Source organism: Leptolyngbya sp. NK1-12, from assembly GCF_032598965.1.
In the GTDB taxonomy this organism is placed as follows: Bacteria; Cyanobacteriota; Cyanobacteriia; order Elainellales; family Elainellaceae; genus Elainella.
Window position 1 is genome coordinate 2077493 of sequence record NZ_CP053586.1, and the last position, 15948, is coordinate 2093440.

The 15948-nt window shown below is 51.4% G+C and carries 9 protein-coding genes; 6 read left to right on the forward strand and 3 right to left on the reverse strand.

What is annotated here, in order from left to right; genetic code table 11:
• Positions 1 to 24 precede the first annotated feature (24 nt).
• Complete coding sequence (locus HJG54_RS08500) at positions 25 to 846, reverse strand: AfsR/SARP family transcriptional regulator (RefSeq protein WP_316434440.1); 822 nt, start codon at positions 844 to 846, stop codon at positions 25 to 27.
• Positions 847 to 1299: 453 nt separating this feature from the next.
• Here HJG54_RS08500 and HJG54_RS08505 point away from each other — a divergent pair, with 453 nt between their 5' ends.
• Complete coding sequence (locus HJG54_RS08505; protein ID WP_316434441.1) at positions 1300 to 3609, forward strand: S8 family serine peptidase; 2310 nt, start codon at positions 1300 to 1302, stop codon at positions 3607 to 3609.
• Between the two features lie 278 nt (positions 3610 to 3887).
• On the opposite strand, the gene HJG54_RS08510 is transcribed toward HJG54_RS08505, so the two are convergent.
• Positions 3888 to 4136 (reverse strand): hypothetical protein, encoded by a 249-nt coding sequence (locus HJG54_RS08510; protein WP_316434442.1) that lies wholly within the window; start codon positions 4134 to 4136, stop codon positions 3888 to 3890.
• 83 nt (positions 4137 to 4219) lie between these two features.
• On the opposite strand from HJG54_RS08510, the gene HJG54_RS08515 reads away from it, so the two are divergent.
• Together HJG54_RS08515 and HJG54_RS08520 are read left to right on the forward strand one after the other, a co-directional pair.
• Positions 4220 to 4489 (forward strand): hypothetical protein, encoded by a 270-nt coding sequence (locus HJG54_RS08515; RefSeq protein ID WP_316434443.1) that lies wholly within the window; start codon positions 4220 to 4222, stop codon positions 4487 to 4489.
• A gap of 85 nt (positions 4490 to 4574) precedes the next feature.
• Complete coding sequence (locus HJG54_RS08520) at positions 4575 to 13211, forward strand: SDR family NAD(P)-dependent oxidoreductase (protein WP_316434444.1); 8637 nt, start codon at positions 4575 to 4577, stop codon at positions 13209 to 13211.
• On the opposite strand, the gene HJG54_RS08525 is transcribed toward HJG54_RS08520, so the two are convergent.
• Positions 13201 to 13563, reverse strand: a complete 363-nt coding sequence (locus tag HJG54_RS08525; RefSeq protein ID WP_316434445.1) for an ArsR/SmtB family transcription factor — start codon at positions 13561 to 13563, stop codon at positions 13201 to 13203. The genes HJG54_RS08520 and HJG54_RS08525 overlap by 11 nt on opposite strands.
• Positions 13564 to 13648: 85 nt before the next feature.
• Between HJG54_RS08525 and HJG54_RS08530 the strand changes: the two genes are divergently transcribed.
• The 3 genes from HJG54_RS08530 to HJG54_RS08540 all read left to right on the forward strand — a co-directional run bounded on the left by HJG54_RS08530 (position 13649) and on the right by HJG54_RS08540 (position 15846).
• Positions 13649 to 14089, forward strand: a complete 441-nt coding sequence (locus HJG54_RS08530; protein WP_316434446.1) for an ArsI/CadI family heavy metal resistance metalloenzyme — start codon at positions 13649 to 13651, stop codon at positions 14087 to 14089.
• Between the two features lie 151 nt (positions 14090 to 14240).
• Positions 14241 to 14564 (forward strand): ArsR/SmtB family transcription factor, encoded by a 324-nt coding sequence (locus HJG54_RS08535; RefSeq protein ID WP_316434447.1) that lies wholly within the window; start codon positions 14241 to 14243, stop codon positions 14562 to 14564.
• Positions 14565 to 14748: 184 nt separating this feature from the next.
• A complete protein-coding gene (locus tag HJG54_RS08540; protein WP_316434448.1) occupies positions 14749 to 15846 on the forward strand; it encodes a PstS family phosphate ABC transporter substrate-binding protein in 1098 nt (365 codons plus the stop codon).
• Positions 15847 to 15948: the final 102 nt, after the last annotated feature.

A 15948-nucleotide genomic window follows, 5' to 3' on the forward strand; every position in this document is an offset into this window, starting at 1 on the left:
GCGGATTGATCATTGGTTATTCGGTTAAGTAACCTTACTCAAACTTTGACAAACTTTGGTTCTGTACTCATCCGAACGAATTGCTTCCCATAATCCAATTGTGGCCGGTTCTGGCTCGGTGGCTAATTCTTGTTTCAGCAGCTTACAGCAGCGGTCATATTGCTGCAATGCCTCAGTACGCCGTCCCTGCTGTGCCAAAATTCGTATCAAGCACCGATGGGCGGCTTCGTTCCAGGGTTCGAATTGAAGCTGCCGCTGCACATGTTGCTGTGCTTTCTGGTAATTCTGCTGGTGTTCATAGTAGGCAACGAGTTTTATATAGGCGTTGCTCACTAACTCATGTAAGCGTTGATGCTTCAAGAGCATCCAGGTCTCAAAGGCTTCGCTGCTCGGTAGATGAATTTGTTCAAGAAATGGTCCACGATATAATGCAACAGCCCGTTCTAAACCAAATACGCTGGGCGGGCAAAGTTCGCTGGCTGGTTGGGAATGATTCAGATATCGATCAATTAACTGGGTAAAGATCGTAACATCCAGGCTATAATCCCCTACCGGATTAAACTGGATAGTATTACGTGTAGTCAGAAACAACGGTGAGGGAGCCGCTCTATCTTCTAACATGTGGCGTAGTGTAGATAAAGCTTTACGCAAATTGCTGCGAGCCTTTGACTCACCCTGTTCGGCCCACAACAACGCAGCGAGCCGCTCTCGGTGATGCGGATAATTTGGCTCGGTTGCTAAATAGGCCAATAGTGCTCGTACTTTCTCATAGGGAAATGTGACAATTGGCTGTTGATTTAGCGTCACCTGCATTGGTCCCAGCAATCCCAATCTCAGATGAGTCATGATGGTGTGTCTCCTGAGGAGCTAATGAGCAAATCATAGTTTAGGTTAAGAGATCTCAGAACTGAAACTGTAGTCGGTTTTTACGGGGAACTATCAGGGGTGCTATTAACTTTCAAACTTAAGATTAAACGATTGTATGAAACATGCAAGCCGGAAAAGGTCAGAAAAGGTCCTACAAATGGCTGCATAAATTGATAAAGTACCCATTTGGGTACCAGGAAAATTTTAGGTGACAGAGATTGCTTGGTTTGTTTAATCTAGGAACGTTAACAGCCCTGCATTCTGCAACAAAGATTTCAAAAGCGAGGCAAAGATTTTGCCAATTCACGCTGCTGTGAACGATGAATTCACGATCGATTGCTACGGTGGGGATAGCTCGAATAACCTATTACAGCAAAAACAAGGAGCGATCGCTCTAAATCAACACTTTGACATATTCAAGGAGAAATTCAAATGACCAGAGAACAACAGAGCGGTGGGGAAATTTCGTCACTCAGCCTGAATTTAGAATCTACACATAATGGTGGAGAAATTCCATCAGCGAATCTGGATTCAGTAACTATACATAACAATGAATACAATGGTGGAGAAATTCCATTAGCGAGTCTGGATTCAGCAGCTCCACAAAGCGGTGGAGAAATTCCATCAGCGAATTCGGATTCAGCACTCAGTAGTGTACCGCTTCAGGAAGTGAATGGCATTGAAACATCAAGTGGGTTGCAGTCAATTCTGGTGGAGTTGAAAGTACCGAGAAACCAAGAAATGGCTGCGATGCAATTAGTTCAAGAGAGAACAATTGCTAGCTTCCAAATGGATACAAATTACGACCCAATCCCGATGAATCCATCTCCAGAAATGGCAGTTCAGTTTGCCGAGGATGAGGAGATTATGATTGTGCGCGGGCAAATTGAAGCGAGCCGGATCCCGGAACTAGAAGCACAACCGAATGTGATTAAGGTCTACCGCGATACTCCGATTGCTCCTTTTATTAGTACATTGCCGGAACGACAGAGTACTCCACTAGTATTGTCAACCGCAGCCGCTGCAACCTGTCCGATTGGGACTTGCGATTGTGCTTCAGGAACTGCGAAGGGAACAATTGCCGATGTCGCGACCTACTTGGGTGTGGATCGGATTTGGGCAACTGGCCACCGGGGTGAAGGGATTGTGGTCGGCGTGGTGGATGGAGGAATTACGGCTGAAGGTCGCCCGGTGCTGGCTGGTGAAACCTCGCGTCGAATTCCACGAGTGATTGGCGGTTGGCCGACTGCGGACTGGGGTACACGGGCATCTGCCTGGAGTGAACATGGCAACATGTGTGCTACTGATGTTTTAGGCATGGCTCCGCAAGCGCGAATCTATGACATCCGAATTTCAGGCGGGTCTACCTCGGCCACTATTTCGGCAGCCTTAGCTGGGTTTCAATGGGCCATCAATCAGCACCGAGTCGATGGTACTCCCCACATTCTTAGCAACAGTTGGGGAATTTTTCAGGAAGCTTGGGACAGCGTCTATGCCCGCGATCCGAATCATCCCTTTACGCGAAAAGTAGTCGAGGCGATTAATCAAGGCATTCTGGTTTTGTTTGCGGCTGGTAACTGTGGTGGTACCTGCCCGGATGGTCGATGTGGTTCTGATTCGGGTCCCGGCAGAAGTATCTGGGGAGCCAATGGACACCCGATGGTGATGACTGTGGGAGCCGTGAACCGCAATGAGCAGTTTGTGGGTTACAGCAGCCAAGGCCCTGCTGCCTTAGATCCCCAAAAACCTGACTTTTGTTCAATTACTCACTTCCGGGGTTATTTTGGCAGTGACAGTGGCACCTCTGCGGCTACACCGATTGCGGCTGGCGTTGTCGCGTTGCTGAAACAGGCCAAGCCTGCTATGACTCAAGATCAAGCCAAGCATGCCCTTCGCAGTACCGCTAAGGATATTGGCGCTGCCGGTTGGGATCAGCATTCTGGCGCTGGCATTATTCAGGCTAAGGCTGCGTTTGACTACAGTCCGGCTCGCTTTAATGCGGTTTGGGTTAAGAGCAATCAGGATCGGGTTGCGGTGTGGGGTTGGGCACGCCAGCACTTTGATGGTCGCGCTAAAGAATTACATGCCCAAGGCTATAAGCTAGTTGACCTCAATGCGTTCATGTTGCCCGAAGGCGATCGCTTCAATGCGATCTGGGTGAAGACCAATGAAGATCGGGTTGCGGTGTGGGGTTGGGCACGCCAGCACTTCGATGGTCGCGCCAAAGAGCTACAGGCGCAAGGCTATCGCCTGGACAAGCTGAACGCCTTTGTGTTGCCGGGACAGGGGGAGCGCTTCAACGCCATTTGGGTTAGAAACAATGAGGATCGAACGGCAGTTTGGGGCTGGGCACGAGAGCACTTTGATGGTCGCGCCAAGGAACTGCATGCTCAAGGTTACAAACTGATCGATCTGAATGCCTTTATGTTGCCCGAAGGTGAGCGCTTCAATGCAATTTGGGTGAAGAACAATGAGGATCGGACAGCCGTGTGGGGTTGGGCACGAGAGCACTTTGATGGTCGCGCCAAAGAATTGCACGCTCAAGGTTATCGCTTGGTGACTCTCAATGCCTTCGTGTTACCGAATCGGCAAGGCGAGCGCTTCAATGCAATTTGGCGGAAAAGCAGCGAAGATCGTCCGGCCATTTGGGGTTGGGCACGAGAGCACTTTGATGGTCGTGCCGCCCAGATGCAGGCGCAAGGCTATCGCCTAGCCGATCTCAACGCCTTCGTGCTTTCCTAAGCTTGAACCAATGCACTGGTGAGGAGTTGTACCGCTGTGTTCCTTTGCTGGATCTCGTAGGAGAGCGACGACAGAGATCCAGACAGTGCAGACTGCATGACTCAGACGGTGTGGAGTTTTTGTCGCTTCCTCCACTTTGTCACCCCCAACGGCAGGCTAAACCCTGCATCAGAGCGGTCAGAGGTGGTGAACGTCTGATCAGACTTTGCAGCAACCGACTTCAATGGAGATAGGAGCATGCAACAAATCGAGAAATTGCAGTTTGGGTATTCTGATTTTCAGGAGCTTGTTAGAACTGGTACCAGTCTTTTTAGTTTAGGACAATCCACCACGCCATTAATCCGAAACAACTCCTCGGAGAGGCTTTTCGCTAACGTAGATTCCATCGGACAACTTACCGTTCGCTTCTCAGATTGAAACCAAGTGGTCGCTTCTTCTAACTGGCGTACTGAGTAGGTCTCGTTGGTCAGCATTCGGATTAGCAGGTTTTCCACAATCAAGGCTTGCGAATCACTTAAAACTAACATTATGTCCTCCTCTATCGTCATAGGAGCTTAGCCCAGATACCACTGTGATTTCTGGACATCTTTGTCGTTGTCAATAACATACGATGAACCGCGTAAAATCGTATGCTTGTTTAATCCTGAGAGAAAATCGAGTAAGCATCAATACTTACTTACTCGTGGCTAAAGGCAAGCGCAAACCAGAGGTTCGAGCCTATGTAGAGGAAGACTTAGATCGCCTGATAAAAACGATCGCAAGTCTAAGGGGTATCTCTGTCTCTGAACTGTTGAATCAGGCCATAGAGGTCTACCTGCAACTCCCAGAAATTCAAAAACTTGTAGAGCGCCATCGATTAGATCAAATCGAGGATGACTAGCCGGTCATGTGCGCCCTAGTTTCAGCAATGCCCATCCACCGCATTTTCTGGCATAGTTGAGTGGGATTGACGAGAGGGAACCGCCATGACCCAGGATGCAATCAATCAACCGCTGGCTATTAGCATTGGAGTTGCCGTACCGGAACAGGTCCAGTCGGTACCGTTGGTGGATTGGCTAAATCGAGCCGCTGCACAACCGACAGGGATCACCTATCTCCTACCTGATCAAACAGTCGTGACCCAGACCTATGCCGAATTGCGGTATCAGGCAGCCTCTGTGCTTCAAGGATTGCGGCGGTTGGGCTTACAGCCTGGAGATGCGGTGATTCTGCATTGTGCAGTCAGTTCCGCTCTGCTAACGGCCTTTTGGGGCTGCGTTTTGGGTGGCTTTGTGCCGGTGCCCTTGGCGGTTGCGCCCGACTACAGTGCTGAATCCAGTCAAATTCACGGAAAAGCAGCCCTTTTGCGCGATGCGATGACTCTGTTAGAAAATCCGCCCATCCTGACCGAGCAGGCGTTACAGCCTCAGCTTCAGTCATTCTGCCAGCGAGTGGATTGCCAACCTCGTGCGATCCTGACTCTGGAAGCCCTGTTAAACGAGACGCCCGCCACTGAATTTCATGCCGCCGATCCTGATAATTTGACCTTGCTGTTGTTCACATCGGGCAGTACCGGAACTCCGAAGGGCGTGATGCTAAGTGGGCGAAATCTGATGGTCAGCGTCTATGGCATGGCAACCGCGAATCGGCTCACATCAGACTCGATCAGCCTCAACTGGATGCCCCTGGAGCATGTCGCGAGTTTGGTGATGTTTCACCTGACGCAGGTGTATCTGGGCTGTGATCAAATTCATGTAGCAAATGAGCTGGTACTGCAACAGCCGCTGCGCTGGTTAGATTGGATCGACCAGTACCGGGTGACGCATACTTGGGCACCTAATTTTGCCTATAGCCTAATCAACGACCGCGCTGAGGAAATGCAGTCACGCGCTTGGGATTTGTCTTGTTTGCGCTGGATGGGCAACGGAGCCGAAGCGGTGGTAGGCAAAACGACGCGGCGATTTTTGCAGTTATTAACTCCCTATGGCTTGAATCAAACTGTAGTCAGTCCTGGCTATGGCATGTCGGAAACCTGCTCTGGAATTGTGCATTCGCATCAGTTTGCGCTCGATGTAACTTCAGATGAAGATACATTTGTGGATGTGGGTCTACCAATTCCAGGAGTGACGCTGCGAATTGTAGATGAAAACAATCAGGTATTACCAGAAGGGACAATAGGACGCTTGCAGGTGCAGGGATTGACGATAATGCAAGGCTACTATCGCCGCCCGGATCTGACCACAGCCGTATTCACACCAGACGGTTGGTTTGATACAGGCGATTTAGCCTTTTTGCGGGCAGGCCGCCTGACGATTACCGGACGCCAAAAAGAGGTGATTATCATCAATGGTGTCAACTACTACAGCCACGAAATCGAAGCGGCAGTAGAACAGTTAGAAGGCGTTGCCGTTTCCTTCACAGCGGCTTGTGCCGTGCGTTCACCGAATGATTCCACTGATCGCTTGGCAATTTTCTTCAGTCCGCTCACCGAATCCGTGGAGCCATTAATCAAAGCAATTCGGCGACAGCTGATGCAGACGATGGGCATCACACCGAGTGTGGTGATTCCGCTGCGGCGGATCGATATTCCCAAAACCAACCTCGGTAAAATTCAGCGACGGCAATTAGTCGAGCGATTCGCGGCAGGTGAGTTTGACTCGCTGGTGTCCTCGCTTGCTGCAACCACGGCTTCTCCACGAGATCAACCTCAGAATCAACTAGAGCGTCAGATTGCCCAAATTTGGCAGGATGTCTTGCGGTTGCCTGCTGTTGGTGTACAGGACAACTTTTTTGAGCTGGGCGGCAATTCGGTATTGCTAATGCAGGTGTTGCAGCGGTTACAGACCGAGCTAGTCCCCTCTCTGACTGCCGTTACCCTGTTTCAGTATCCTACGATTGCGGCATTGGCGCGCCACCTCAGTCGGGTTGAACCGCCGCGAATGAATCCGACAAAGCGGGCTACAGCCGTTGGTAACGCGGATATTGCTGTGATTGGCATGGCCTGTCGGTTTCCAGGGGCGAATTCAATCGAACAGTTTTGGCAAAATCTCTGTGATGGCATCGAGTCGATCACGTTTTTCAGCGATGCCGAGCTGTTGGCTGCTGGCGTCGATGCCAGTTTGGTGCAGCATCCCAATTACGTCAAAGCCAGCCCGATTCTCGATTGCGATATCACTGCCTTTGATGCCGAGTTTTTTGGCTACAGTCCCAACGAAGCTAAACTGCTCGATCCACAGCAGCGATTATTACTGGAATGCGCCTGGGAAAGTTTAGAAGATGCCGGATATAATCCCCTCGCCTATAAGGGTGCAATCGGCCTTTATGCCGGAGCCGCGATGAACACCTATCTGCTGAATCATGTTTATCCGAACCGCGATCAGCTCGATGCCAACGATTCGCTGCGGGTACTCAGTCTCAGCTCGATGGGCGGCTTTCAGCTCACAGTTGCCAACGACAAAGACTATCTCACGACCCGCGTTTCCTACAAGCTCAACCTGACCGGACCCAGCGTCAATCTACAGACAGCCTGCTCGACTTCGTTGGTGGCGATTCACATGGCGCGACAGAGTATATTGAATGGCGAATGTGATATGGCGCTAGCAGGTGGCGTGGCGGTGCATACGCCTCAACAAATGGGCCATCTCTATCAAGACGGCATGATTTTGTCGCCGGATGGTCATTGTCGCGCCTTTGATGCCCAAGCCGCAGGCACGGTTTTTGGCAGCGGAGTCGGAATGGTAGTGCTGAAGCGACTCGAGCAGGCGATTGCAGATGGCGATCGGGTATATGCCGTGATCAAAGGCTCGGCGGTTGGCAACGATGGCGGCCAAAAGGTTGGCTATTTTGCTCCCCAAGCGGAAGGACAAACTAGAGTAACGGCAGAAGCATTGGCGGCTGCTAATATCGATCCGACCACAATTGGTTATGTGGAAGCGCATGGCACAGGAACCGTATTAGGCGATCCAATTGAGATTTCTGGATTAACGCAAGCGTTTCGGCTCAGTACATCAAAGCGGCAATTCTGCACAATTGGTTCGGTGAAAACAAATGTAGGCCATTTGAATACAGCTTCTGGCGTTGTCGGCTTCATCAAATCGGTACTCTGCCTCTACCACAAGCAAATCCCGCCTAGTCTGCATTTTGCTACCGCCAATCCCCAAATCGATTTTGCCAATAGCCCCTTTTATGTCAATACTAAGCTAACACCCTGGAAACCAACCAATCATCCGCGTCGGGCTGGCGTCAACTCCTTGGGAATTGGCGGCACCAATGCCCATGTAATCTTAGAAGAAGCGAATTTAGAAACAAGCAATCAGCCTTCAGGCATTCCAGCCACAGACAAACCTTATGTCTTCACCCTGTCGGCTAAAACTGAAACAGCTTTGCGAGAATTGGCGCAGCGATATGTAGATCACATAGAAAGCAACCCCAATGTATCTTTGGCTAATCTATGTTTTACGACCAATGTAGGCCGAGCACATTTCGAGCACCGTCTTAGCTTTGTTACGACTTCTCTAGCAGAATTGCAGCAAAAATTGGCTCGAAAATTAACTGATTGGGCTACTACAGATATCGATATATTTCAGGCTCAAGTTGCTTCATCCAGTCAACCTAACATCGTCTTTTTATTCACTGGTCAGGGTTCCCAGTATGTTGGTATGGGACGGGAGCTGTATGAAACCTCGCCAGTCTTTCGGGACGCACTGGATCGGTGTGATCAGTTATTGCAGGCGGAGTTGGGTGAGTCGATTTTGGCGGTGATGTGGGGAGATGCGGCTCGTGAGCCTCGCCGAACGAGGGGAGATGCGGCTCATGAGCGTCGCCGAACGAGGGAAGATCGGTTGAGTCAGACGAGGTATACGCAGCCGGCTTTGTTTGTGTTGGAGTATGGGTTGGCGCAGGTGTGGTTGTCTTGGGGGGTGCGGCCTGGTGCAGTGCTGGGGCATAGTGTGGGCGAGTATGTGGCGGCTTGTGTAGCGGGGGTGTTTAGTTTGGAGGATGCGCTGAAGCTGGTGGCAACGAGGGGACGATTGATCCAATCCTTGCCGGCTGGAATTATGTGTGCAGTCATGGCAGATGAGGCGAGGGTAAATCAACTGATTGAGAAATTTAGAGATGAAATTAGTATTGCTGCCGTAAATGGAGCTGAGAATGTAGTGATTTCCGGCTCCGAAAACGCAATGCAGCGAGTTATGGCTGACCTGGAAACCCAGGGCATCAAGACCAAACAGCTCAATGTCTCCCATGCCTTTCACTCGCCGATGCTGCAACCCATCTTGGCGGAATTTGAGCAGGTTGCCCAGCAAGTTACTTATCATCTGCCCCAAATCGATCTAGTCTCTAACTTGACTGGTGAGTTCGCCACTGAAGCGATTGCTACTCCCGCCTATTGGTGTCAGCATCTTTGTCAGTCGGTACGTTTTGCGGACGGCATAGCCACTCTACACAACGCGGGTTATCAAATTTCAATTGAATGCAGCCCCAGTCCAATCCTAACCAGTATGGCCGAATCCCTAATATTCTCTGCTACATCACTGCTTCACCTCTACAGCCTTCACCCCAACCAACTCAACTGGCATTCTCTCTTGTGTAGTCTAGCCCAACTCTATGTACATGGTCTTTCTATTGACTGGGATTCTGTTCACGCGCCCCATCGCCACCAACGCATCTCTCTCCCCTCCTACCCCTTCCAACGCCAATCCCACTGCTTCCCCCTCCCTCTCCTATCTCCCCTCGTTCAGCGAGGCTCACGAGCCGCATCTCCCCACCCCCTCCTGGGCTACCGCATTCCTTCTCCCATCCAAGCTGCTCTATTCCAAGCAACAATTTCCCCCACATCTCCACCTTTTCTGCGCGATCATCAGGTCGATCAACGTATCGTTTTCCCCGCCGCTGCGTTTATTGAAATGGCGTTAGCGGCTGTACGCGCAAATTCAAAGATACAACCAAAATTGTCTTGGATTTGTTTGGAGAACCTGACGATACAACAAGCTTTGATATTAGCTGAAACGAGAACGGAAACACTCCAGTTGATTCTAGAACCTACAACTGACTTTAAGATTTATAGCTTGCAGCCCGATTTAGAGAATTGGCAACTGCACTGTACTGGATGCGGCACTCTCCTAAACGAATCTGAGTTCCCGCAGCCAATTGATCTTGAAACATTGCGATGCTCGTTTTCTGAAACCTATTCGGCAAGTGAACATTACCGCTACTGTCAACAGCAGGGATTGAATTATGGTAAAAGCTTTCAAGCGGTACAGCAGATTTGGTGGCGCGAAGCCGAAGCGCTAGGAAACATCCAGCTTCCTGTCTCAATTGCACCGGAACCCTATTATTTGCATCCGGTATTGCTCGATGCGGCCTTTCAGGTAATTGCGGCTACACTGCCGATAACGGCTCGATCTGCGACCTATTTACCCGTTAGCGTAGCTCGTCTGTCCTGGTTTAATCAGCCTGCTGAGCCTCAGATTTGGAGTCATGTCAAGCTTCTTCCTTGGCAAGCGGATTCCCAAATCACTTCAGAAAGCCCTGCCACTCTAATGGTCGATATTCAGCTTCTGAATGCAGCTGGGGAGCTAGTAGCCCAAGTTGAGGGCCTTACCTTGCAACGAAGCTGTGAAATCCATCAATCTACTCAGGTAATGTCTACATTGATATCCACACCAATGTCTACAACCAGTGCTTGGCAAAACTGGCTCTACCAAATCGAGTGGCGGCCCCAGCCTCAATCCACACAATCAGAATTTACCGATGTCGGCACATGGCTGATTTTTGCCGACCAGCAAGGCGTCGGTGCACAGCTCGCGGCACACTTGGCAAATCAAGCGCAATCATGCTATTTGGTCTATCCGCAGGGTTCTTCATCGACTCTAACTGAAACCACGCCCAGCTATTGCATCGACCTCACAGATCCCACCGCCTTCGAGCAATTGCTGGTCCAGGTCGGACAACCCATGACCCTAAAAGGCGTGATTTACCTCTGGAGTTTAGACGTCCATCCAGACCTCGAAATCGCCGCTGCCGTTGAGCAGAGCTGCCGTGGCGCACTCCACCTGATCCAAGCCCTAGCAACCGTCGTATTTCCCCAACCGCCCCACTGTTGGCTCGTCACCGCTGGAGCGCAGACCGTCGGCACCCGTCCCCTCACTGCTCCCGCCCAAACCTGCCTCTGGGGTCTAGCCAAAACCGCCATGCTAGAACACCCCGAACTTCCTACCATTTGCATCGACCTCGACCCCCAACACCTCAATCAAGCCCCCGTCAAACTCCTAGCCGAACTCCACTCCAGTCAACCCTACGCTCAAATCGCCTACACCCAAACCACCCGCTACACCGCCCACCTAGTCAACCTTGCACCCCCATCCCCCCTCGTTCGGCGAGGCTCACGAGCCGCATCTCCCCCACCCCTCCACCTCACCCTCTCCCAACGCGGCACCCCCGACCACCTCACCTGGCAGCCCACCCAGCGGCAGACGCCCCAACCCGACGAAGTGGAAATTCGCGTCCAGGCGACGGGATTAAATTTCCGCGATTTGCTGAATGCGTTGGACCATTATCCGGGCGAAGCAGGACCATTGGGGCTGGAGTGTGCCGGAGAAGTCGTGGCAGTAGGAACAGCGGTGCAGGACTTCAGGATTGGCGATGCGGTGATAGCAATTGCGCCGGGTAGTTTCAGTCAATATGTGACTGTGAAAGCAGCCTTGGTTGCTCTCAAACCAGACTCACTGGATTTTGCGGCAGCAGCTACCATTCCCACCGCATTTTTGACCGCCTATCATGCACTAATCGAACTAGCCCAACTGCAAGCCGGAGAACGAGTGTTGATTCATGCCGCGGCAGGCGGAGTTGGTCAGGCCGCAATTCAACTCGCGCAGCAAATCGGAGCCACTGTATTAGCCACCGCTGCTCCCAGCAAATGGGAATGGCTGCGCTCCCAAGGCATCCAGCAGGTCTACAGCTCCCGCGATCTAGACTTTGCAGATGCCATAATACACGATACGAATAACGCAGTCGTAGATGTAATTCTGAATAGCTTAACAAATGAATTCATTCCCAAAAGTTTAGCCTTGCTGCGTCCGGGCGGGCGCTTTGTTGAAATCGGCAAAACTGGAGTTTGGCAACCCGAACAAATCGCCGCCATTCGGCCTGATCTAGATTACTTCTTGGTCGATTTAGTCCAACAAACCCAAGACCATCCAGAGCAAATCCAAGCCATGCTGAGGCACCTGTTGCCCCAATTCGCCTCCGGCCAGCTTCACCCCCTCCCCCACACCCTCTTCCCCACCAACCGCACCATCGAAGCCTTCCGCTGCATGCAGCAATCCAAACATATCGGCAAGATCATCATCACCCACCCTCCCCACCCTCCCCATCATCCCCACCTCTCCATTCACCAAACCGGCAGCTACCTAATCACCGGCGGCTACGGCAGTCTCGGCCTCCAAATCGCCCGCTGGCTAATCGACCAAGGTGCCACCCACCTGATTTTAGTCGGACGCCACGCCCCCTCCCCCCCAGCCCAAGCCATTCTGCAAGAACTCCAACAGCGCGCCACGATTCACCTAATCCAAGCCGACATCAGCAACCCTACCGAAGCCAAATCCCTCCTCTCCCCTCGTTCGGCGAGGCTCACGAGCCGCATCTCCCCCATCTCCCCCATCTCCCCCACCTCCCCCACCTCCCCCCTACACGGCATCATCCACGCCGCCGGTCTGCTCGACGACGGGATTTTACTGCAACAAACCTGGGACCGCTTCCAGACGGTCATGGCTGCCAAAGTCCAGGGAGCCTGGAATCTGCACTGCCTGACGCGAGCTTGGCCGCTCGATTTCTTTGTCATGTTTTCGTCTGCCGCGTCGCTAATTGGTTCTGCCGGACAGGCCAACTATGCCGCAGCGAATGCGTTTCTAGATGGGTTAGCGGCAATGCGACAATCGCAAGGACTGCCTGGTTTGAGCATCAACTGGGGCGCGTGGAGTCAGATTGGCATGGCAGCGCAATTATCGTCTGAGCGATCGTTCGATTCGCAGCAGGGCATGGGGGCCATTGCGCCAGAGCAAGGATTAGCCGCGTTTGAGTATCTGCTGAGCCAGCCTGCCGCCCAAGTTGGAGTTTTGCCGATTGATCAGGCCAATTGGAATCCGCCGGCCACACCCCTTTTCGCGGAGTTCTCTGACCTTGCGCTAGTGAAAACGCCATCGGCATCTATGCAGTCACTTTTGATCGACCAACTCCGGGCAGCGCCCGCAGCGGAACGGCAGGTGATACTGATTGACTACCTCACGGCCCAAGCCGCCAAAATTCTGGGTGTCAGTCCGGCAGGAATTGATCCGCAGCAGGGCTTGTCAGAACAGGGCATTGATTCCCTCACCTCAGTTGAGCTACGCAACCAGCTCCAAACCCAGTTAAACTGCCGCCTACCGGCTACGCTCTTGTTTGACTATCCCACCATCGCGGCTCTGAGCGATTATTTGCCTCAAATGATTTTGCCTGCGTCGGGTCACCCAAGCGCTCCAGACAGTAAGCCACCAGCCGTGTTTGCAGTCGAGGCAATTGAGAACCTTTCCGAAGCCGAGGCCGAAGCCTTGTTGCTGCGAGAGCTAGACCGCCTCACGGATTAGGATTGGGCAACGCTAACGCAGTTCTGAGAGCCTCAATTTGGGCGGGTACGAGTTGGTAATAGATCCAATTGCCCCGGCGTTCTCGGCGCAGCAAACCAGCTTCATGCAGCACTTTCAAATGATGGCTGACTGTGGGCTGAGATAATCCCAGCGGTTCGGTCAGTTCGCAAACGCAGGCTTCCGCATTCGGTTGGGCGGCAATCAAACTGAGGAGTTGCAAGCGGGCCGGTTCCCCCAAAACGCGAAACAGCGCAGCAAGCTGTGCGGCTTCATCTGGTTGGATGCCGCTTGACAAGATGGGAGTACAGCAGACGAAAGGAAGGGCGGAGTGTTTGGCGCTTCTATTTTTCATATTTCTATATTGACATCTATCGATATCTTTACCAGAATATCGACATCAATCAATATTGATGTCTATCAATATAGGAGGAACCCCGATGTCTCGTGTACAGCTAGCCCTGAATGTGAGTGATGTCGATGCGGCTGTTGATTTCTACAGCAAGCTCTTTCAAGCCGAACCTGCCAAGCGACGCCCTGGCTATGCTAATTTTGCGATTGCGAACCCGCCGCTGAAGCTAGTGCTAATCGAGAACGCTCAGGCTGCCGGATCGCTGAACCACTTGGGGGTGGAAGTGGAAACTACCTCTGAAGTGACCACGGCAACCAATCGGCTCAAGGCGTTAGAGCTATTGACCGTCAGTGAGAATCAAGTGGACTGTTGCTATGCGCTGCAAAATAAAGTGTGGGTAGAAGATCCAGACGGTGCCCCTTGGGAAATTTATACGGTTTTAGCCGACTCCACGGCACAGAGAGAGATACAGCCAACTCCGGTTAATGTGCAGGAACCCAAAGCGTGCTGTTCTGGGCGCATTGCTTAATTGTTGCTTGATATTGTTGCTTGATTACGAATTCAAGGGGGCAGGTTCTTGCCTGTTCCCCATCCCCCTTTAGAATGGAAGCAGCGAACTCTTCGCAAAAGGTGAACTTACCCATCAACCAAGTTTGATTAATTCTCATCAATAAAATTTGATGCAAAAGCTAAATTCCTATTCCTCTAAATCGATTGCTGCTGGATTTCACGCCCTATCTGAGCCATTGCGCCTGCAAATTCTCGATTTGTTGCGAACCCAAGAGCTTTGTGTTTGTGAGCTGTGTGAAAAGCTAGATGTGCCCCAATCTAAACTGTCGTTTCACCTCAAAACTCTCAAAGAGGCGGGATTAGTACATGCACGTCAGGAAGGACGCTGGATTTACTATGGTTTGAATTTAGCGCAGCTTGTAGCAATGGAGCAGTACCTGGCCGAGTTTCGCCGCTTCAGCGTTTTGGCTCCGGCTCGACCCTGCGACGAGTAGCTGACTAGATAGTTTAGGCAGAATTTTTCAGTAAATTTAAATTTTTGTGTCACTTGCGGAGCGAGTAATCTGCAACACTTGACTCATCAAGTTTAATTGATGTATTAATATCTCAGCTTGCTATATGTAGGGCTTTACTTAGGCATTAGCTTCATTTCACTTCCTCTTCCCCTGCGGAGGCTGTATGGTGTTTCAACGGAATAAAACGTTTAGGATTCCAGTTTCCATAATTGCGGCTGGCCTGTTTTCTGCCTGTTCTACTCCCACTACAACGACACAAGGTACGGCTGAACCGTCGCCTGCTGACCAGGCCAGCGCACCCGCTGAACCTGCCGGACCTGCGGTTTCCACCCCCGATATTGAAGTTGATGGCTCCAGTACGGTCTTTCCAATCACCGATGCGGTTGCCAAAGAATTTCAAAAAGAGAATTCCAATGTAAACGTAAAGGTTGAGTTCTCTGGAACAACGGGTGGATTCAGGAAGTTCTGCGCTGGAGAAACCGATATCAGCAATGCGTCCCGGCCGATTAGCTCTGAAGAAATTGTGGCTTGCCGAGAAGCAGGCGTGCGCTATATCGAAATTCCCGTCGCCTTTGACGCATTGACGGTTGTTGTGCATCCTGAGAACACCTGGGCACAAACCTTAACGGTGTCGGAACTGAAAACGATGTGGGAACCTGTCGCCCAAGGCAAAATCACCAACTGGAACCAGATTCGCCCTGATTTTCCCGATCGTCCCCTCAAGCTCTATGGAGCAGGCACCGATTCGGGCACCTATGATTACTTTGCTGAGGTGATTACCGGCGGGTCGGATTTGCGTCCTGACTTCACCAGCAGTGAAGATGATGATGTTTTGGTGCAGGGTGTAGCCAGCGATCCAAACGCCCTCGGATTTTTCGGTTTCTCCTACTTTGAGCGCAATCAGGACAAACTAAAAGCGGTGGCAATTCTAGACGATACCCAAGGTCAGGCTAATCAAGCCGTTGCTCCCTCTCGCGAAGCTGTGGAGAACGCTACCTATGTGCCGCTATCCCGTCCGCTGTTTATCTATATCAATGGTCGAGCCTCGCAACAGAACGTAAATCTGCGCGATTTTGTCACCTTCTACATGGTCAATGCACCGCAGATTGTCGAGTCGGTTAACTATATTCCGATGCCGGGAGATGCCTATGAGATTGGAGCAGTTCACCTCTATAAAGGCGAGTATGGCACTGCCTATGACGGCAAACCCCAGCCCTATCTGACTATCAAAGAAGTGCTGCAAAAGGAACAGTCACTCTAAAAGACAAATGGGTAATCAATTGGAGAAGACGAAAATCATGTCTGGTTTTACAGACGAAGAAATAGGATGTTTCTTAGATAATTACTGAATCAGGCATAGTTA